The organism is Pseudarthrobacter sp. NamE2, from assembly GCF_005796205.1.
Classification (GTDB): Bacteria; Actinomycetota; Actinomycetes; order Actinomycetales; family Micrococcaceae; genus Arthrobacter.
Genome location: NZ_VAHN01000009.1, coordinates 64465 through 84077, shown reverse-complemented (window position 1 = coordinate 84077; position 19613 = coordinate 64465). Strand labels below are relative to the sequence as shown.

16 protein-coding genes and 1 pseudogene are annotated in these 19613 nt (G+C 63.4%); 4 read left to right on the top strand and 13 right to left on the bottom strand.

Features of this window, described 5'->3' with window-relative positions; all coding sequences use genetic code 11:
- Positions 1 to 71 precede the first annotated feature (71 nt).
- Positions 72 to 545, top strand: coding sequence for a GNAT family N-acetyltransferase (locus FDW83_RS12045; protein WP_138138326.1), 474 nt, complete (start codon positions 72 to 74; stop codon positions 543 to 545).
- 29 nt (positions 546 to 574) lie between these two features.
- On the opposite strand, the gene FDW83_RS12040 is transcribed toward FDW83_RS12045, so the two are convergent.
- The 6 genes from FDW83_RS12040 to FDW83_RS12015 form a co-directional block, all read right to left on the bottom strand.
- The gene (locus FDW83_RS12040) at positions 575 to 1084 is read right to left on the bottom strand and encodes an OsmC family protein (RefSeq protein ID WP_138138325.1); all 510 of its coding nucleotides are present in this window, start codon (positions 1082 to 1084) and stop codon (positions 575 to 577) included.
- 221 nt (positions 1085 to 1305) lie between these two features.
- A complete protein-coding gene (locus FDW83_RS12035; RefSeq protein WP_138138324.1) occupies positions 1306 to 1779 on the bottom strand; it encodes an SRPBCC family protein in 474 nt (157 codons plus the stop codon).
- 178 nt (positions 1780 to 1957) lie between these two features.
- A complete protein-coding gene (locus tag FDW83_RS12030; protein WP_138138323.1) occupies positions 1958 to 2992 on the bottom strand; it encodes a metallophosphoesterase in 1035 nt (344 codons plus the stop codon).
- A 265-nt stretch (positions 2993 to 3257) separates the two neighbouring features.
- Positions 3258 to 4727 (bottom strand): HNH endonuclease signature motif containing protein, encoded by a 1470-nt coding sequence (locus tag FDW83_RS12025; protein ID WP_138138322.1) that lies wholly within the window; start codon positions 4725 to 4727, stop codon positions 3258 to 3260.
- A 79-nt stretch (positions 4728 to 4806) separates the two neighbouring features.
- Entirely contained in the window at positions 4807 to 4911 is a 105-nt protein-coding gene (locus tag FDW83_RS19775) for a hypothetical protein (protein WP_370281250.1), read from the bottom strand.
- 14 nt (positions 4912 to 4925) lie between these two features.
- Positions 4926 to 5786, bottom strand: coding sequence for a phosphatidylinositol-specific phospholipase C/glycerophosphodiester phosphodiesterase family protein (locus FDW83_RS12015; protein ID WP_138138321.1), 861 nt, complete (start codon positions 5784 to 5786; stop codon positions 4926 to 4928).
- 267 nt (positions 5787 to 6053) lie between these two features.
- On the opposite strand from FDW83_RS12015, the gene FDW83_RS12010 reads away from it, so the two are divergent.
- Complete coding sequence (locus FDW83_RS12010; RefSeq protein WP_138138320.1) at positions 6054 to 7148, top strand: type I restriction endonuclease; 1095 nt, start codon at positions 6054 to 6056, stop codon at positions 7146 to 7148.
- A complete protein-coding gene (locus tag FDW83_RS12005) occupies positions 7145 to 7810 on the top strand; it encodes a hypothetical protein (protein WP_138138319.1) in 666 nt (221 codons plus the stop codon). Before FDW83_RS12010 ends, FDW83_RS12005 begins: the two co-directional genes overlap by 4 nt.
- Before the next feature lie 313 nt (positions 7811 to 8123).
- Here the strand turns inward: FDW83_RS12005 and FDW83_RS12000 are convergent.
- Positions 8124 to 8671 (bottom strand): annotated as a pseudogene (locus FDW83_RS12000) (ATP-binding cassette domain-containing protein); the annotation flags it as partial.
- A gap of 365 nt (positions 8672 to 9036) precedes the next feature.
- Between FDW83_RS12000 and FDW83_RS11995 the strand changes: the two are divergent.
- Positions 9037 to 10296, top strand: coding sequence for a prolyl oligopeptidase family serine peptidase (locus tag FDW83_RS11995; protein WP_138138318.1), 1260 nt, complete (start codon positions 9037 to 9039; stop codon positions 10294 to 10296).
- A gap of 206 nt (positions 10297 to 10502) precedes the next feature.
- Here FDW83_RS11995 and FDW83_RS11990 read toward each other — a convergent pair whose 3' ends face one another.
- The 6 genes from FDW83_RS11990 to FDW83_RS11965 all read right to left on the bottom strand — a co-directional run bounded on the left by FDW83_RS11990 (position 10503) and on the right by FDW83_RS11965 (position 19288).
- Positions 10503 to 12521, bottom strand: coding sequence for an ABC transporter ATP-binding protein (locus FDW83_RS11990; protein ID WP_138138317.1), 2019 nt, complete (start codon positions 12519 to 12521; stop codon positions 10503 to 10505).
- Complete coding sequence (locus FDW83_RS11985) at positions 12518 to 14266, bottom strand: ABC transporter ATP-binding protein (protein ID WP_138138316.1); 1749 nt, start codon at positions 14264 to 14266, stop codon at positions 12518 to 12520. The genes FDW83_RS11990 and FDW83_RS11985 overlap by 4 nt, the downstream gene beginning before the upstream one ends.
- A gap of 125 nt (positions 14267 to 14391) precedes the next feature.
- Positions 14392 to 15936, bottom strand: coding sequence for an alpha-N-arabinofuranosidase (locus tag FDW83_RS11980; RefSeq protein WP_138138315.1), 1545 nt, complete (start codon positions 15934 to 15936; stop codon positions 14392 to 14394).
- Positions 15937 to 15979: 43 nt separating this feature from the next.
- Positions 15980 to 16909, bottom strand: a complete 930-nt coding sequence (locus FDW83_RS11975; protein ID WP_138138314.1) for a carbohydrate ABC transporter permease — start codon at positions 16907 to 16909, stop codon at positions 15980 to 15982.
- On the bottom strand, positions 16909 to 17853 hold the full coding sequence (locus FDW83_RS11970; protein WP_138138313.1) for a carbohydrate ABC transporter permease: 945 nt from the start codon (positions 17851 to 17853) through the stop codon (positions 16909 to 16911). Before FDW83_RS11970 ends, FDW83_RS11975 begins: the two co-directional genes overlap by 1 nt.
- Before the next feature lie 73 nt (positions 17854 to 17926).
- Positions 17927 to 19288 (bottom strand): ABC transporter substrate-binding protein, encoded by a 1362-nt coding sequence (locus FDW83_RS11965; protein WP_138138312.1) that lies wholly within the window; start codon positions 19286 to 19288, stop codon positions 17927 to 17929.
- Positions 19289 to 19613 lie beyond the last annotated feature (325 nt).

Here is a 19613-nt window from a genome sequence, read left to right as displayed (position 1 = left end):
CCCGGAGACGGATTAGTCCCCTGCACAGACTCTGCGTGAGGTGGCCGCGGGTTGCCGGTAGATTTGTGGCGATGATTTCCATTGCCCGGGACGACCCCGCACGCGCCGATGTCCACCAGCTCCTGAACGAGCACCTGGCGGACATGTACGCCACATCGCCGGCCGAAAGCGTCCACGCCCTGGACCACTCAGCGTTGTCCGCTCCGTCCATCTCCTTCTGGACCGCCCGCCAGAACGGCGGCCTGCTGGGGTGCGGCGCGCTCAAGCTCCTTGATGCCGCCTCCGCTCCGGCCCGGCACGGCGAGATCAAGTCCATGCGCACCACGGCATCGGCGCGGGGACGCGGTGTGGCCACGCTTATGCTCCGGCACATCCTTGACGACGCCCGGACCCGGAACCTCGAGCGTGTCTACCTCGAGACCGGTACCGAGGACTACTTCGCTCCCGCCCGGCGCCTGTACGCCCGGAACGGCTTCACCGAATGCCCGCCTTTTGCCGACTACGTCATGGACCCCAACAGCGTTTTCATGGAGCTGCGCCTCTAACGAAGCGGTCGAAGCGGAGTTGTCTTTGCTCAGGCTGTCCGAATTTCCAGCTCCACGGGAATAGCACGGCGGACGGCATCGTCCACCGGGCAATGCCGCAGCCCCCACTCAACCATGTCCCGCGCTGCTTCCATGACGCCGGGCCCCACCCGGACCGTCACCCGCATGCTGGCCGGGCCGGCGGGAACCTCCTCGGCGATGCCGAGAATGCCACGGTCATCGGATTCGCTGTCCACGTCGACTTCCAGGCCCGTCAGCTCAATCCCCTGCTCCGCGGCACGCATAGCGATGAGTGTGGCGACGCAGGAGGCGTACGCGGCGCGGAACAGCCAGCCCGGCGAGGGAGCTGATCCGCCTCCGCCCACACCGGTGACCATGTCGGTGACGACTGTTGCGCCGTCGGGGCCGGTTACACGAATCCGGAGCCCGTCCTCCACGACGGCGGTAGCTGCGGAGTCACGGTAACCTGCCTCGTCGGGATGGGCGGCCAGGTAGGTCCTGGCGGCTGTCATTGCTTCCGCTATCTCTGCTGTTCCCATGTGCTTGTCCTCCGCCTCCTGCAGCCCTTTGCACTTACATTCCCTCGAGCGCACTGCGTGCGGCCCGGAGGTGCTCTAATGCTGAACCTGCAGAAACGTGCAGGCAAGAGGGGGAGCCTTGTGTGCGGAAGATGAAAAACGTAAGCGGACGACGGCGGGTGGGCACCCGCCGTCGTCCGCTTCCTGTTGGTTGGACCCCGCTAGTGAACCCGCTGGGACTTCTAGAGCTGCCCGGTGGGGCCGCTGTCCTTGACTTCGCCCCGCCAGCCGCCAGTTTCGGCTCCACGGGACTCGATGAAGTCCTTGAACTTCCGCATGTCCGCCTTGACCTGCATCTCGTCGATACTCAGGGCCGCACCGGCCTTTTCGGTGACGGTTTCCGGGGCCCACTCGAAGTGGACTCTGACCTTCGTGTGATTGGCATCCACCGGCGTAAACCTGACGATGCCGGCATGCGACTTGCCGTCGGTGCTGCGCCAGGCAATCCGGTCGTCAGGCTCCTGGTGGACGATTTCGGTATCGAACTCCCTCTGAACGCCACCCACTTTGGTGACCCAGTGGTTGGTGGTGTCCGTCAGCTGGGTTACGGATTCCACTCCGGACATGAACTGCGGAAAGGATTCGAACTGGGTCCACTGGTTGTACGCGGTCCGCACCGGGACTGCGACTTCAACCGTCTCTTCAACGTGTTCCATCTGCTGCCTCCTTAGAGCGGACGGCCGCAACAGCTAACCGGCAGGGCTTGCCATCCTGCCAGTCAGGCAGCCGCCACCTTTGCACGATAAATCCGGCAGCGGACTGTGTCCAGACCGCGGATTTCCGGAGCAGACGACACCGGGTGGGCGCCCGCCGTAGCCCGCTTTTCTTTGATGATTACGAGCTGAAGGGGACCTTTTCCCAGCTCAGCACGTCCGTGCCGTCGGCGCTGTTGCCGGCCACGGTAAACCGGACGTAGTTAGTGGCGTTGGCGGAACCGTCCACGGTGACGCGCTGCAGATCGTCCGCGGCGGGCTGGCCGTAGATGTCCAGCCAGGGCGAGCCTTCGGCGAGAGGCTGGTTCTCGGCGAAGACGTGGCTGTCGCCGTTGATGAGGTAGACCGGGGAGCCAAAGCTGTTGGTCTCCTCGACGATGGCCTGCACGATCTCCCGGAAGCCGGACATGATCTCCGGGTTGGCGGCGGCCGCATTGAGCAGCGAGGGGTCGAACATGTCGGCCTGGGTCATCAGGACCACGGCGCGGTCGTTGCGGCGTTCGGCGTCGTCAAAAGTCTCGCGGATCTGGGCCAGGACGGCGCCCGTCCGGTGCTCCACCTCAGCCAACTGCTCCGGCGTGGCGGCAGTTTCGCCGAGACCTGTCCAGGGCTGGAGGGAGTTGTTGCTGCCCTGGATGTTCAGCACGGAGAAGGCCACCCGGTTCTGGGTGAAGCGGACATTCTCGGGGAGGCCGAGCTCCTCCTGCGTTTTGACCGGCATGGTGGCGCCGAGGGCCTTGCCGGGTTCGTTGAAGAAGACCTCGCGCAGCTTGTCCAGCCGTTCCAGCGGGTTGTAGGCGCCGTTGTTGGTCCGGTGGCAGTCCACCCACTCGTTGTCGCCGGGGGTGAAGACCAGCGGATGGGTGAAGGTATCGAAGTCGGCGCGGATGTCGGCGAAGTACTCGTCGGAGCAGACCGAGGAGCCGTTCTTGATGTCGCCCACGTGGGTGACGAACTTCAGCGCACTGTCCGCGTTGATGTCCTGGATGCGGGCGGGGAACTTGGCGATCTCGGCCTCGCCGTAAGGGATGTCGCCGATGACGCCGAAGGTGAAGGCGTCGCCAGTGTTCTCCGCGGCGGTGGCGGGCTGCGCGGCAAGGAGGCCGAGCACCAGGACGGCGGCCGCCGTCGTCGTCTTTAGTGTCTTTGAAGGCATGGGGAAGGTCCTGTTTCTACTGAGTATCAGGCGGGGACTGCTGCAGGGCGTGCTGGAACGCCTTACGAGACTTCCTGCTGATCAAGAACGGGCCGAGGCACAGCGGTTGCGGGACGGTGAACAGAACGCGTCTTCACCCGGCATTAGCAGGCACGACGGGTTTCGGTTTCGGGATCGAGACAACCCGCGTATGCGACGCCGTCAATCAGCTCGGCGGACCGCGTGCGGGGGGAAGGCAGCCCAGCGGCACCGGCAACACTGAGTGTCAGGCGGCAAGGAGCGCCAGGATGACTTCCTCAAGGGGGCTGGCGGCCTCTGTCGGGTAATCCTGCGGCATGTGGGGCGGTTCGCGGTCAGGGTGTTCGGCTCGGTAGTACCGGCCTGTCGGTGAAATCCAGCCTGGTGGCTCGTCTTTCGTTGCAGGCGTCGGAGTCCAGGCGGACCGGTGTTTAAGGCGGTGGTGCTTCGGGCACACCTGTCCAAGGTTGCTGATCCCGGTGGTCCCCCCGTGCTGCCAGGCCGTGAGGTGGTCCGCCTCATTGTCCAGACTGTGGTTGCTGCAGCCCGGGAAGGTGCACCTGCCGTCCCGCATCCTGAGCCACCTCTTCAGCGATTCGGGGAGCCGGTAGCTGGTGCGTCCAATTTCCAGCGGCGCCCCGTCCCGGGGGTCGACCAGGACCCGGTAGAACGAGCCGGCACCGTTGGCAACGAGCTTGCGCGCCACTGAGGGCGGGACAGGCCCAAGCCCATCGACATCAGCGGGCTCGTCGGTGAGGCCGAGAAGGGAGAAAACCGGCACCGTGACAATCACGTCAACTTTGGGCGAGGGCACCTTTCCAATGTCCTGCTCCATACTGCCAAGCAACAGCCCCGCGCCAATGTCGGCACACAACTGGGCGAGGTTGCGGGGTTCAGACGGACCCTGAAGGCCGCGGGCGAGTGCCCTTGTTCTGTTCCACACGGCACAGGCAGTGTCCCCGGGAAGATAAAACGAGATCCAGGCCATTCCGTCCCGGTCCGGGCTGTACTCCATACGGCGGTCTGCCATGCTTTTCGCGTGGCGTTTCTCAATGGACTCGGGATGATGGCGTTCACGCCAGGTCCTGACTTTGCGCCGCAACCGGTAGGGCACCAGCTCGCCCGCTGGAGTACCTCGGGCGGGGTTGGGCGCGTTTGGGTCAAGGAAGTGCGCCTCCAGGGCAGAGGCTGCCGCAGGGGTGAGGCTGGTGCTTTCCTCGACCAGGACGCGGGCGTGCTGCCAGCTGATCGTACCGGCCTGAAGCGCGTCCAGTGCCGCCGGCAATGACGTGGTCAGCGCGTGGGCTTCTCCCAACAGGGCAGATGCAGCGCGTTCACCGATGGTGAGTACGCACGCGACTTCTGCCACCACGGTCATTTCCTGCGCAGAAGCTTCATACGCGCTGGCCGGCGGTCCTTCCACCGCAGCTGCGGCCTCCGCATAGGCAGCTACCAACCGCACCTTCGCCGCCGCCGTCACCGCCTCAAGCCGCGTCACAACCTTCAGCCCGTCCAGGTAAGCGGCAATGGACTCCCGCAGGGGATCATTGCCGGCACCTGTGACGGCACGGGCAGCAGGCCGAGGGCTGGTCGGGTCTGCCGCGGCTAATGGGCAGTCAAGAACACTGGAAAGTTCATCAACCAGGGCAGCCATTGCCGCCACGGCGGAGGACATGACGGCCCTGCCTTCCACGTCGACGACCACACCAGCTTCCATACGAAAAGCATGGCAGGAGGGTGTGACATTTTGTCCTGCGCGGGTGCGGAGGTGCAGGTCGCCGTCAGAGCCGGGACCGCTAGGGAGGGTGCACCTGGGAAACATCACGACTGCGGGCGCGCACCCGCCGTCGTACGCTGTGCTTTGGTGCAGGGGCACCTGCCAGGGCGGCACTGCCCTTCATCACGCTACGGCGGCTCAGGCGATGTGGGCGGCGAGGAACTGCTGCAGGCCGGCGAGGTCGTCGGTGTTGATGTGGTCAACGCCGGCGTTGGCGAGCTCGGTCCAGAGGGCGTCGCGGGCGGTGCCGGGCTGGTCCGGGGTGGCCCAGAAGCGGACGCGGTAGCCGTTGGCGTGCGCCGTAGCCACGTAGGCGTGCAGCTTGGCGCGCTCAACCTCGGGCATGGGGCCGACGCCCTGCCAGGTGAAGAGCCGGGTCCAGTTGTCGCTGACCAGCGGCATGAGGTCCGAGGGCTTGCCGGTGGCGAGGTCGGCAAAGCGGCCGTCATAGAAGCTGAAGCGCTTGTCCTGGGCCTGCATGGTGGCCAGCGGGCGGTTGCCGCTGATGACGGCGGTGACCGGGCCGGTCTTGACGGCGCCGTTAGTGTAGCGGCTCATGATGTCGCGGTGCTCGGCCAGTTCCTGCTCGATAACAGCGTAGGTTGCCTCGCCTTCGCTCTTGATGTCGATCAGGAGCTGCAGGCTGCCGCCCCAGTGCGGGTAGACGCCGTGGCCCTGCTGGCTACGGACCAGGTCCTGCAGCGGGTCGAGGTAGAGGCTTTCGAGTGTGACGCCGGGCTGCACGTCCTCCAGGTCGTGGGCCACCAGCAGTTCGCCGTCCACCAGCCACACGTCCGCCTCGACGCTGGTGAAGCCGTGCTCGAGCGCGTCGAACAGCGGGCGGTCATGCTCGTAGTCGTTGTGCGCGTGAGCCTGGCCCAGCGGCTGGCCGACGACGACGGGAGCTGGCTTGGACGCCTCGGCCTGGGCCGGCGCCACTGCAGTTCCCGCCAGGAAAGCGAGGACGGCGACGGCGGCAAGGGTGTTTTTCACGAACACGAAGTACTCCTGGTACAGGGGGATGTCCGCCGAGCGGGGGTGTGCCGGACGGAAGGGGGCGTGAAAAAGACTGCTTGGTGCAGGAAAACGGTCGAGGGCTTCTTGGTTGCTGAGGAGTGAACTGGAAGAAGCCGGGCAGGGCGACACAACGTGGCAGGCGATTCATTTGAGTGCCAATCAAGGCGATTGCATGTATTTTGTTGCTTCATCAGCGTGAATTGATGCTGCACTCCGTCGTGCAGCATCAGCGGTCTTGTAGGGGGACAAATGGAGTTCGCAGAAAAGCTCTCAGCTTTGGCAGCGAAGGTGCGTCAGCAGCGGGATGTTATCCAAACAGAAGAGGCGACCAAGAACGCGTTCGTGATGCCGTTCATCTCAACGATTCTCGGCTACGACGTATTCAATCCAATGGAAGTGGTGCCGGAATTTATCGCCGACGTTGGGCTCAAAAAGGGCGAAAAAATCGACTACGCCATCGTCAAAGACGGCGAGGTGCAAATGTTGATCGAGTGCAAAAAATCAACGGAACCCGTGAAGATTGAGCATGCATCCCAGCTCTTCCGCTACTTCGCTGTCACCAACGCTCGCATCGCAATTCTGACAAACGGCGAGGTGTACCAGTTCTTCACGGACCTCGACGCTCCAAACCGGATGGATGCAAAGCCCTTCCTGGTGTTGGACCTGAACGACATCGACCAGTCGCTTATCCCCGAACTGCAGAAGCTGTCCAAGGACGTCTTCGACCTCGATTCAATCATCAGCGCGGCCGGCGAGCTGAAATACATTGGCGAATTGAAGCGAACGCTGGCGGCCCAGTTCAAGGAACCTGAAGATGAATGGGTCAAGTTCCTAACGGCCAGGGTTTACTCAGGTCCGTATACGCAAAAGGTGCGCGAGCAGTTCACCGCGTTAGTCTCCAAAGCGACTAAGCAATTTCTTAATGACCAGGTCAACGAGCGACTGAAGAAGGCTCTCGGTAACCCCGGTTTCCCGCAGACAGAGGAAACGTCCGTACCGACGGCGGCTGTCACCAGCGCTCCAGTCGCCGAAGCGGATCTTGCCGAAGCCGATGAGTTGGAGACGACGCTTGAAGAGATCGAGGGCTACCAGATCGTGCGCGCGATCGTATGCAGCGAAGTTAAGCCCGCGCGTGTGGCCCAGCGGGATGCCAAGTCGTATTTTGCCGTCCTTCTGGATGACAACAATCGCAAGCCAATCGCCCGCCTGCACTTCAACCGGATGCAGAAGTACATCGGCATCTTCAATGACAGTAAAGAAGAGACTCGGGTCCCCATCAACTCGCTCGAGGAGATCTACGAGCACACGGAGGCGCTGCGAGCAACCGTAAAGAGTTACCTATGAGCGGGCACGCAAGCGACCTCGACCGGCTACTCGTCGCAATCGCAGCAATACCGACGCCGTGGAAAGAATGGCCTGGCGGATATCCCAATCGTCTCGATCTAGCCCTGATAGATGCTGTCATGTCTATCCGTTTCCGGTATGGCCGGGAGCGCAGTGATGGCACTTGGACGGGTGCGCGCGGCACAGTGTTGCGGTATCAAAAGCATGTCGAACATGTGGCTCCCGTAGCGAAAATGAGTCATTTGGCGAGCCAGGACCCGGTTGCTTTGGAAAAGGTTCTCAACCGTCAGAAGGTACATGCGGGGAAGACCAAGGTGCTTGCCATCGTGGAGGCTGCTAAAAATTTCACATCCGTTGGCATCACTGAACCTGAACACCTAAATCCGCATAACGATTCGCACAGGAAGCTTTACACCAGCGTTTCAGGCCTAGGTCCAGTCACCTGGGAGTACTTGACGATGCTTCTTAACCATGACGGGGTGAAGGCAGACACTTGGATCACGGCATTTGTCGGCCGCGCGCTGCTGCGTCAGGTGTCGTCAAAAGAGGCAGGGTTGCTCGTCAAGGAGGCCGCTGACAAGCTGGGTGTAGCCAAAAGGACTCTCGACCACGCAATTTGGGGATACGTCAGCACCACTGGGCTAAGAGATATGTCTGCCTAGTTGTCGTGATTCTGCCCAAACGTAGGGGACGACTGGCGGGAGGTCTGGCACACGTCCCCGACCTTCGGGCATTCCGCTGGAATTAGACACTTTCGAAAAATGGCGACTTTCAACAAAGTCAGTTCGACGCTGTTGTTCAGAGGCTGCGGCGGATCCGGGAGCGAGCACGGCGAACACCAGCGACACACTCGTGGCGTTCTCTTTTCCTGCCAGGGCTTCAAACAGGTCCCATTCAGGCTGGTTCCAGCTCCCTGTGCAACAGTCTGAAGCGGGCGTCGTCAGGTGTGCCCGCGCTACACAATCGAATGTGCCGCTAGCCCTCCGCCGCAGGCGCCGCGAACTGGGCCTCGTACAGCCGGGCGTAGGCCCCGCCGGCGGTCAGCAGCGAAGCGTGCCTGCCCTGCTCCACGATCCTGCCGGCCTCCATCACCAGCATGAGGTCGGCGTCTCGGATCGTGGACAGGCGGTGCGCGATCACGAAGGAGGGGCGGTCGGACCGCAGCGCACTCATGGCCTTCTGCACCAGCACCCTGGTTCGGGTATCCACGGAGGACGTCGCCTCGTCGAGTATTAGCACGGACGGCCGGACCAGGAACGCCCGGGCAATCGTCAGCAATTGTTCCTCCCCGGCGGACACGTTGGAGCCCTCGTCGTCCAACACGGTGTCGTACCCGTTGGGCAGTGACCGCACGAACCGGTCCACGTACGTCGCCCGCGCGGCCTCGAGAATCTCGGCTTCGGTCGCGGAAGGCCGCCCGTACGCGATGTTGTCCCGGATGGTCCGGCCGACAGCCATGTATCCTGCAGCACCATCCCCAATCGCGAGCGCAGCTCGCGCCGCGGCACTGTGGTGACGTCTACACGAGGTTCCCGATGAACGTCATGGCCGGCATGATCAGCCCGGAAATGAACTGCGCTCGAAACAGGCCTCGTCCCGGCGGGCTTCTTTCCCGCTCATCATGTCCTGGCCGGTGGCGTGATCCAGTCCGATGGCGTGGACGCCGATCGGCTCGAGCGCGACGAGCGCCGTAACGATCCCGGAGGAAGGCGCCCGTCCTCGCCAGGTTGTCGCGTCATCGACAGAAAATAAACAAGTTTATGACCGACTTTGTTTACTCAATAAACAATGTGGTGTTACTCTCGTCACTCCGAGAATCATTGGGGCGCGCAGTCTTCGAATTGCCGACACAGAGCCACAATGCCGTGTTTGAACAAAGGAGTTCCCATTGACCACCCCTGTGTCCCGCCGCACGTTCCTCACCGCCGGCACCGCCGTCATCGTCACCAGCCTCGCTCCCACCGCTGCTTTCGCGGAAGCTGGAGGTCACAGCCCCTCCCCTGGCTCCGTGCCCTTCACTCTTTACGCCACTGTCCTCAACGGAGGAGAGCAAGTCACCTCGGTGACGATCGACGCCTCCCGACAGGGCGGTCTGAAGGAGGGCGATCTGCCCACCTCGGCTTTTACCGTCCATGCTCGCGGAACCAATCCGCTCACTGGCACTGTGGCGTACGACGTGAACCGGACCGTCACGGCGGCGCGGGCTGACAGCCGCGGTCAGATCGTCCTTGAGCTCGAGCACAGCGTGGGTGTCTTGGGAGGCGCCACCCTTGGTTACATCGGCAGCGCAGGCCGCAACGTGATGCTTGACCTCGAATACACAATCACGCAGGTCCAGCCGCTCCCGCGGCACGGAAAGGGTGCACCTCAGATCACGTCGTTTACCCAGGGCCCCCTCCAGGACCCCGAAGTGGATGCATTCAGCCATCATGTGGCAGCTTCCGGCACCAAATATCGCCTGTTCACCCCTCCCGAGCGGGGTCGCTCCCAGAGCCGTCCGCTCATTGTGTGGCTGCATGGCGGCGGCGAAGGCGGCCTCCTGACCGGCGGATACAACTACTACGACAACGAAACCACTCTCCGCGCCAACCGCGGGGCCCTCGGGTTCATCACAGACGAGGCGCAGGATCTCTTCGGCGGCGCATACGTGGTCGCCCCGCAATGCCCCGCATACTGGTTGGCGGACGGACCCGCATACGCACCCCTTATTTCAGAAGTTATTGAGGAGGTATGCGCGGCACACCCGGTGGACCGCGACCGCATCCACGTGGTGGGCTGCAGCAATGGCGGCTATATGACCCTAAAGATGATCGTTGAGAACCCGGGTGCTTTTGCGTCCGCGGTGCCAATCTGCCCAGTCGTCGTCCCGTTCAATTCCATCGCCCCAATGGTGTCCGACGAACAGCTTGCCGCGATCGAGACCCCCACTTGGCTGATCACCGCTGCCGACGACACAACCATTGACCCGCAGGCTAACACCGTGCATGCCCACGAACTGATCCCCGGGTCGATCATGAGCCTGTACGAGAACGTCACGTGGGACGGGAACAGGTATCCCGGGCACTGGTCGTGGATCTATGCCGCCCGCAACGACCCGTCGCACCAAGGTGTAGACCTGTGGACATGGATGGCCGAGCAGCAGCGCTAAGGAACCCTCTCGAAATGCGGAGGGCAGAGTGCCTTGCCGGTGTCTAGTGAAAGCACCACTCAGGGTAGGTGAGCGGGTACAGCGGCGAGGTCCTCGATGGTAAGTACCAGGGCTACTGACGATCGAGGACCTCCACTTGACCGTACTGAGGCAGGGCCCGGGAGCTCACATTTTCACGGTACCCGGGGCGTCTGTTGCCAGGGCCCCTAAACCTCCGCCGCCGGCGCAGCAAACTGCGCCTCATACAGCCGCGCATACGCCCCTCCCGCGGCCAGCAACGTCGCGTGCGTGCCCTGCTCGACGATCTGGCCGGCCTCCATCACCAGGATGAGGTCGGCGTCGCGGATCGTGGACAGGCGGTGCGCGATCACGAAGGAAGTCCGGTCGGAACGCAGCGCGCTCATGGCCTTCTGCACCAGCACCTCTGTCCGGGTGTCCACCGAAGACGTTGCCTCATCGAGGATCAAAACCGAAGGCCGCGCCAGGAACGCCCGGGCAATCGTCAGTAACTGCTTCTCCCCCGCGGATACGTTGGTTCCCTCATCATCAAGCACCGTGTCGTACCCGTCCGGCAGTGACCGCACGAACCGGTCGACGTACGTCGCACGGGCAGCCTCCAGGATCTCGGCCTCGGTAGCCTCGGGCCGCCCGTACGCGATGTTGTCCCGGATGGTCCCACCGAACAGCCAGGTATCCTGCAGCACCATCCCCATCCGCGAGCGCAGCTCCCGCCGCGGCACCGTGGTGACATCCACGCCGTCGAGCGTTATCCGCCCCGACTCGATCTCGTAAAACCGCATTATCAGATTCACCAAGGTGGTCTTCCCGGCACCGGTGGGCCCCACGATAGCCACCGTCTGCCCCGGCTCCGCCACAAGGGACAGCGAGGAGATCAGCGGCTTGTCCGCCGAATAAGAGAAGGAGACGTCCTCGAACACCAGCCGCCCCCGCCCGAAAACAGGACCAGCAGAAGCAGCAGGCTCAGCAGACTCCTCGTCCTCATCCAACAACGAGAACACCCGCTCGGCGGACGCCACCCCGGACTGCAGCACGTTCGCCATCGACCCCAGCTGCGCCAGCGGCATGGTGAACTGACGCGAATACTGGATGAAGGCCTGCACGTCGCCCAGCTGCATGGCCCCGGACGCCACCTGCAGACCGCCCACCACGGCGATCCCCACGTACACCAGGTTCCCGATGAATGTCATGGCCGGCATGATCAGCCCGGAAATGAACTGCGCCCCGAAGCTCGCCTCATACAGCTCCGCGTTCTTCTGCCGGAACCGGTCCCCCACCTCCTGCTGCCGGCCGAACACCTTCACCAGCGCATGCCCGGTGTATGTCTCCTCAATCTGCCCGTTCAGCTCGCCGGTGTTCTTCCACTGCGCCACAAACAGCTTCTGCGAGCGCTTGGCGATCAGCGCCGTCAGCACCAGCGTCAGCGGGATGGTCACCAGCGCGATCAGCGCCAGCGTGGGCGAAAGGACCACCATCATCACCAGCACACCCACCACGGTCAGCACGGACGTGACCGCCTGGCTGATGGTCTGCTGCAAGCTCTGCGAGATGTTGTCCACGTCGTTGGTGACCCGGCTCAGCAGCTCGCCGCGCTGGATCGAGTCGAAGTACCGCAGCGGCAGCCGGTGGATCTTCGCCTCGATCTCCTCCCGCAGCCCGAACACGGTCCGCTGCACCACCCCGTTCAGCACATACGCCTGCACCCACATAAACGCCGACGACAGCACATACAGCACCAGCGCCCACGTCAGCACAGTCCCCAGCGCGGCGAAGTCGATCCCCTGCCCCGGCACCAGGTCCATGGCGCTGAGCATGTCCGCCCGCTGCCCCTCTCCGGACGCCCGCAGCTGTGCGATCACCTGCTCCTTGGTCGCCCCGGCCTGCAGTTCCCGCGACACCACCCCGGCGAAGATCAGGTTGGTGCCCTCCCCCAGCAGCCGCGGCCCGATCACCGAGAGCGCCACCCCGGTCACCGCCGTCGCGAACACCAGCAGCAGCCACGCCCGCTCAGGCTGCAGCGTCCCAATCAGCCGTTTGGCGGACGGCCAGAAATTCATCGCCTTCTCCGCCGGCACGTTCATCCCCGCGAACGGCCCGCCGCGCCCCGGACCGCCTGCCGGACGCGGGATGCGTACGACGGCGGCGCCTGCCGTTGGGGCGGCGGGCGCGGCTTTGGTACCGGAAGCGGGAGTGCCTTCCGGGCTCATACCGTCTCCTCCGCCGCGAGCTGGGACGACACAATCTCAAGGTACGTCTCCGACGTCTCCAGCAACTGGCTGTGCGTTCCGCGCCCCACGATCCTGCCGTCGTCGAGCACCAGGATCTGGTCCGCGTCCACGATGCTGGACACACGCTGGGCGATGACCACCAGTGTGGCACCCGCGGTGCTGCGCTTGAGTGCCTGCCGGAGCCGGGCGTCGGTGCCGGTGTCGAGGGATGAGAACGAGTCGTCGAAGATGTACAGCTCGGGCCGCTTCACCAGCGCCCGGGCGATGGCGAGCCGCTGCCGCTGCCCGCCGGAGACGTTGGTGCCGCCCTGGCTGATGGGCGCGTCCAGGCCGCCCTCCATCTGCTCCACGAAGTCGCGGGCCTGGCCAATCCGCAGCGCATCCCATAGCTCGTCCTCCGTGGCGTCCGGCTTGCCGTAGAGCAGGTTGCTCCGCACGGTGCCGCTGAACAGGTAGGGCCGCTGCGGCACCAGTCCGATGTGCCCCCACAACAGGTCCGGGTGCAGCTCACGAACGTCCACGCCGTCCATTCGGACGGAGCCGGAGGTGGCGTCGAACAGCCGGGGCATCAGGTTCACCAGGGTGGTCTTGCCCGCGCCGGTGCTGCCGATGATCGCCGTCGTCTGCCCCGCCCTGGCGGTGAAGCTGATGCCGGAGAGGACGGGCTGGTTGGCACCCGGGTAGGCGAATCCGACGTCGCGCATCTCCAACTCGCCGCGGCTGCGGCCGTCCTGCGCCGCGGTCGTACCCACCGGCCTGGCAGGTGGCCGGACGCTCGGCTCCGTCCGCAGCACCTCCCCGATCCGGTCCGCCGAGACCGCGGCGCGCGGGATCATCACCGCCATGAACGTGGCCATCATGACGGACATCAGGATCTGCAGCAGGTAGCTCAGGAACGCGATGAGCGTGCCCACCTGCATGGACCCGTCCTCGATCCGGAACGCCCCGAACCAGATCACCGCCACGCTGGAAACGTTCAGCACCAGCATCACCGCCGGAAACGCGAGCGCCATCAGCCGGCCGGCGCGCAGGGCGGTGTCCGTGACGTCCTCGTTGGCGCGGGCAAACCGCTCCGTTTCGATGTCCTCCCGGATGAACGCGCGGACCACCCGGATGCCGGTGAGCTGCTCGCGCAGGACCCGGTTGACGGTGTCGATCCGCTTCTGCATCTTCCGGAACAGCGGGACCATCCGCCAGGTGATCAGGCCGACGGCCACCAGCAGCACCGGGACGGCGACGGCGATCAGCCAGGACAGCTGCGCGTCCTGCCGGACCGCCATGATCACCCCGCCGATGCTGAGCATGGGTGCGGTGACCAGCATGGTGGCGGACATCAGCACCAGCTGCTGGACTTGCTGCACGTCGTTGGTGGACCTTGTGATGAGGCTTGGTGCGCCGAACCGGGTGACCTCCTGCTCGGAGAACTCCCCCACCCTGGTGAAGATCGCACCGCGCAGGTCCCGGCCCACGCCCATGGCCGCCTTCGCCGCGAAGTACACGGCGATGACCGCGCAGACGATCTGCAGCAGGGTGATCCCCAGCATCACGCCGCCCAGGCCGAGGATGTAGCCGATGTCCCCGGTGGCCACGCCATGGTCGATGATGTCCGCGTTCAGCGTGGGCAGGTACAGCGAGGCGATGGACTGCGCCAGCTGGAAAACCACGACGGCGGCGAGTGGCTTCCGGTGCGGCCGGACGTATTCAACAAGCAGCTTCCAGAGCATGGCGGCTCCCCGACTTCCTGCCCCACGGGACGTGATGCGAAGGTCAGTTTACGTCCGCGTGCCGGGGTTCATGCCGAGGGGGTGGCGGGATTCTCCGCCGGTTCTCGGAGAGCGTATCCGGCAAATCAGCCCAGTGCTACCGCCGTCCAGGAGACAGGCGGCAGTGTCACCGTGAGGATGCCGTGCTCCACCCGCGCCGTCGGGTTCGGCTGGAGCGATACCCTGTCCGGGGCGTCTCTCGTGTTTTTCGCATACACGTCCGGATCGGAAATCATCTGGCATTCAAGCAGCGACAGCTCTCCGAGCGCTGCCAGGTTCACGGTCACCGTGACGGCGTCAGTGAGCGAACGGTTGACGAGGAATACCGCGGCGCGTCCTTTCCCGGCGTCGTGCGTCGCACAGGCATCGACCAGCGGCACGCTGCCGAGGTCGTCGGTGTCGTATTGGCTGCTTTCCACCCGGACGTCCAAGGCGACACCAACAGCGAGCCTCGACGTGACTGCAAAGGGATAGTAGGTGGTCTGCCGCCAGGCGGGACCGCCAGGCTCAGTGGTGATTGGTGCAATGACATTCACGAGCATTGACATCGAGGCTGAAGTGACGCGGTCTGCATGCCGAAGCAGTGAAATGAGCAGGCCACCAACCACCACGGCATCCGCGACTGAGTAGACATCTTCGGCGAGCCGAGGCGCCTCCGGCCAGTCGTTCCCCTCGATCTCATCAGTCCGATAAAAGCGGTCCGCCTGACGCGGAAAACGCCGGAGATTGTCGCCCAGGTACCAGACGTTCCATTCGTCGAAGGAGATGTTGAGTGTCTTTTCGCTGCGCCTGGCCGCTTTCACGTAGTCGGCAGTCGCGATTACGGCGTCGAGGTACCGGTCCATCTTGACCGGCGCGGCCAGGAAGGAGCCAAGGTCGCCGTTCTTCTCCTCGTAGTAGCCGTGGCAGGAGATGTAGTCCACGTCCTCGTATGCGTGCTCGAGCACGACGCGGTCCCAGTGCGGGAAGGTCGGCATCGTCGGGTGGGAGGACCCCGATGCCACGAGTTCCACCCGGGGGTCCAGCTGCCGGAGTGCTTTGGCGGTGCGGGACGCTTTCTTGGCGTAGTCGTCAGCCGGCGAATGTCCCAGCTGCCATGGGCCGTCCATCTCGTTGCCCAGGTACCACATGGTGATGCCGAAGGGCCTGCTGCGGCCGTTCGCGATCCGCTCCTCAGCCAGGGTGGAGCCCTTGGGGATGTTCGAGTACTCCAGCACTTCAAGGCTTTCCCTCGTGTCCGCGGTGCCAAGATTAACCGCGTACATGAGCTCGCCGCCCACCTTCTCCACCCAGGAGGCAAACTCGTGCAGCCCCACCTGGTTCGTCTCCGTAGCCCGCCACGCCAGGCTCAGCCGCCGGGGACGCTGGTCCTTGGGCCCGATGCCGTCGCGCCAGTGGAACCCTGACACGAAATTGCCCCCTGGGTACCGGATACCGGTGACGCCCATTTCCCTGACCAACTCGATGACGTCCTGGCGGAAGCCTTCTTCATCCGCCGTGGGGTGGTCCGGTTCGTAGATGCCGGTGTACACGGCCCGTCCCATGTGCTCGATAAAGGACCCGAAAAGCCGTCGGTTCACCGGCCCCACCACGAAGTTGGGATCGACGTTGACGCGGGCGGTGGTGGTCATGCTGCTCCTTGCCTGGTTGGTGCCGGGACGTTGGATCCTGCTGCTACTTCAGGCTGCCGACCGACAGCCCGCCCTGCCAGTACTTCTGCAGCATGAGGAAGGCGATGATGAGTGGTATCACGGAGATCAGCGAACCGCTTGTGACCAGGTTCCAAATAAGGCTGTTGGCGGTGGCGGAGTTCGACTGAACCTGCCAGGCGTTAAGTCCAACGGTGACGGGAAGCAATGTGGGGTCCGAAATCATCGCGAGCGGCAGGAAGTAGTTGTTCCACCCGCCAACCACCGAAAGCAGCAGTACAGTCACCACGGCCGGGCGCATCAACGGCAAAGCGATCGTGGCAAATGTCCTGAATTCCCCCGAGCCGTCCACCCGCGCAGCATCAAGGAGCTCGTCCGGGATTGCGTCCTGGACATAGACGCGCATGAGGTAAACGCCGAACGGGCTCAGCAGGGACGGGAGGATCACTGCCCAGATCGTGTTGGTGAGGCCGAGGTTGTTGAACAGGACGTAGGTCGGGATGACGAGCGCCGTTGCCGGGACCATCACCGATGCCAGGAGGATCATGAAGGAGACGCCGCGGCCCCGGAAACGGTATTTTGCGAAGGCATAACCGGCCAGGACGGCAAGGACCGTGGCACCGACTCCTCCGGCAATCGCATACAGGAACGAGTTCCCGAGCCAGCGCAGGTAGATGCCGTTGTTGTAGGTGGCCAGTTGGGCGATGTTGTCGAACAATGCAAAGTTCCGGTCGAACCACAGGGGTCCTCCCGTCCCGGCGAACAGCCCTTGGGTGCTCTTGGTTCCCGCAACAATCAGCCACCACAGGGGAAGAAGGAAATAGAGCGATACGGCAACGAGGAGGATGTGCAGGCCGACCGACTTGCTGCGCCCTTTGGCGGGGTTCCCGTCTTTCTTCCGTGGGCCGGCGGCGGGGGTGGACTTGTCGAGGAGCCGTACGAGTGAAGTAGTCATCAGCGGAGTCCGCTCTTTTTGCGTGTGGCGATAAGGAAAACGATGGAGGCGAGGAAGACCAGGAGCCCAAGCGCGAAGGAGATGGCCGACGCATAGTTGAACTGCTGATACGAGAACGCCAGGTTGTAGGCATACAGGTTCGGGGTGTACGCCGCGTCGATCGCGTTGCCGGCGAGGGGGGCGAGAACCTGCGGCTCGGTAAAGAATTGCAGCGTCCCGATCAGCGCGAACACTATTGTCAGCACGAGCGATGACGCGATAATCGGAACCTTTATTTGCAGGGCGGTCTGCAGCTTGGAGGCGCCATCAATCCGTGCCGCCTCGTAAATCGAGGAGTCGATCGACTGCAGCGATGCGTAGATGATCACCATGTAGTAGCCCGTCCACTGCCACGTGACGATGTTGGTCAGGGACCAGAAGATCGAATCCCGGCTTAGCAAATCCGGCGCCTGCACGTTCAGGAAATCAAAGAATGACACCAACGGACCGAACGACGGGCTGTACAGGAAGCCCCACATGAGGGCACCGATTACTCCCGGAATGGCATACGGCGCGAAGATGAGAAGCCTGGAAAAGCGTGACAAGCGGGTCTTGACCTCGTCGAGAATCAACGCAAAGAGGAGTGCCAGCCCGATCTGCAGTGGCACGAAAACAAGGGCGAATGCCCCGACCCGTGCCATCCCGGAGAGGAAGCGCTGGTCATTGAACGCCGCGATGTAGTTCGCCAGGCCCGCGAACTTCTCTCCTGCGGCGAGGGTGTTGGTGTGCAAGCTCATCCAGAACGCGTAGACGAGGGGCAGGACGAGGAACACCAGGAACACGATGGCGAACGGGGCAAGGAACACCCACCCGAACCGCGCGTGTTTTCGCTCCAGTGTGACTCCCCGCCTGGTAGCAATTGGGGGCCTGGCCGTCTGTTGTAGTTGAGGGGAGGTGGTGGACATGTGTCACTTCCTTGGGACGCAAATTGGCAGGACGGCTGTGCGGGCGGGGTCTGCCCGCCCGCACAGGCCCGACTCATTTCAGGGTGAAGCCCTGTTCAGTGGCGTAGGTTTCAAGCGATTTCTGAAGCTGGTCCGCGGCCTCGGAAGCCGAAACGTTGCCAGCAATCGCCTCGGAAAGCAGGCGCTGCGACTCGTCGTAGTAGTACTGCGAGAACGGCGAGAACGTCACGCCTTTGTACTCAAGGGCAGCTTTGCCGAAGACGTCCTTGTTGAGCTTCTGGCCACCGTAAAATTCGTAGGGACGTTCCTGGAAGTACTCGGACTCGATCATCTCGGGGTAGGCCAGGAAGAGCCCGCCTACCTCGACCCCCAGCTTTTTGTTCTCTTCGGGGGCGTAAAGTTCAGCCGCCACCTTCGTGGCCAGTGCCGCATCGTCAGCCTGGGTCGTTACAGCCAGCGTGCTGCCGCCCCAGTTGACCTGCTTGGGATTGGCTGCGTCCCACTGGGGGATCGGAGCCGCACGCCACACGGCGGCAGGGTCGCCGTCCTGGAACGCGGAAATGTGGATGCTGTACCAGGCGGGGTAGATGGCGGTTGCATAACGGCCGCCGCCCAGGCCCGTGTTGAACTCGGGGGTCCACGCCTGGTCAGTGCCCACGAGGCCCTTATCAACCAGGTTGAGCCAGTACTCGTAAACCTTCTTGCTGGCTTCGTCGTTGTGGTTGATGCTGATTTCGGTGGGATTTCCGTTGTCGAATTCGAAAGGTGCGGCACCCGCCTGGTCAAGGAGCGCGTAGTGCTGGCCCTGGCCGTTGGGCGCGAAGTTGCCGATCAGGGTCTCGCCACCGGTCGCCTTGCTGAGCTGCTCGGCCGCGGCTGCGTACTCCTCCCAGGTCGTAGGAATCTTGATGCCGTGCTTGTCGAAGATGTCCTGCCGGTACCACATGCCCACCGGCCCCAGGTCGACCGGCACAGCGTAAACGCCGTCGCCGCTGGAGACGTCGCGCCACGCCCCCTCGGTGAAGTTGTCTTTGTACTCCTCGATGCCATGCTCGGCCATATTGACCAGGCCGCCCTGGATCAGGAAGCTGTTCAGCCAGTCGTACTCAACCTGGACGATGTCAGGGGCACCCGATTTGGACTGCAGCGACGTGGAGAGCTTGGTGTATGCATCAGCACCCTGGCCAGCGTTCGTCCAGCAGATTTGTACGTCGTCATGGCTTTCGTTGAAGTTATCCACCGTCTGTGCGGTGTCCTCGAACCAGCCCCAGTAGGTCACAACCGGGACGTCCTGCACCTTGATCTCGTTGGTGCAGTTGGTTTTGCTCGCTCCGGCGCCGCCCCCGCCGCCACTGTTATTACCGGTACAGCCGACAAGCGTGGCAGCGAGTGCCGCTGTCATTCCTGCTGCGAGCAGGGCTTTTTTCCTGGTCATGTGTTGCCGTTCCTTTCGCGGTGCAAAGACACCGTTGTCAGCGGCATCGAGCCGCAGTTGCTGCGAGAGAAGTGCGTTTCCTGCGACGCCTCCTGCCCTTTGTCGTCCGCATGGTGAAGCTCTGCGGGCGACGAAACAGCGTGTCGCCGGGAGTCGTAGAGTTTTCGAAAACTATTGCGAAACGCTTGGTAAAATAGTGATTGTTAGCGCTAACCATGTCAAGGGTTTTTTCAAGTAAGCCCCTGATCGCACGAAATGACGCCATTCCAGCCCCAGACGCTGCTACGGTTTCCGGTGAGAGGTTTTCGAAAATCAGGACGACGAG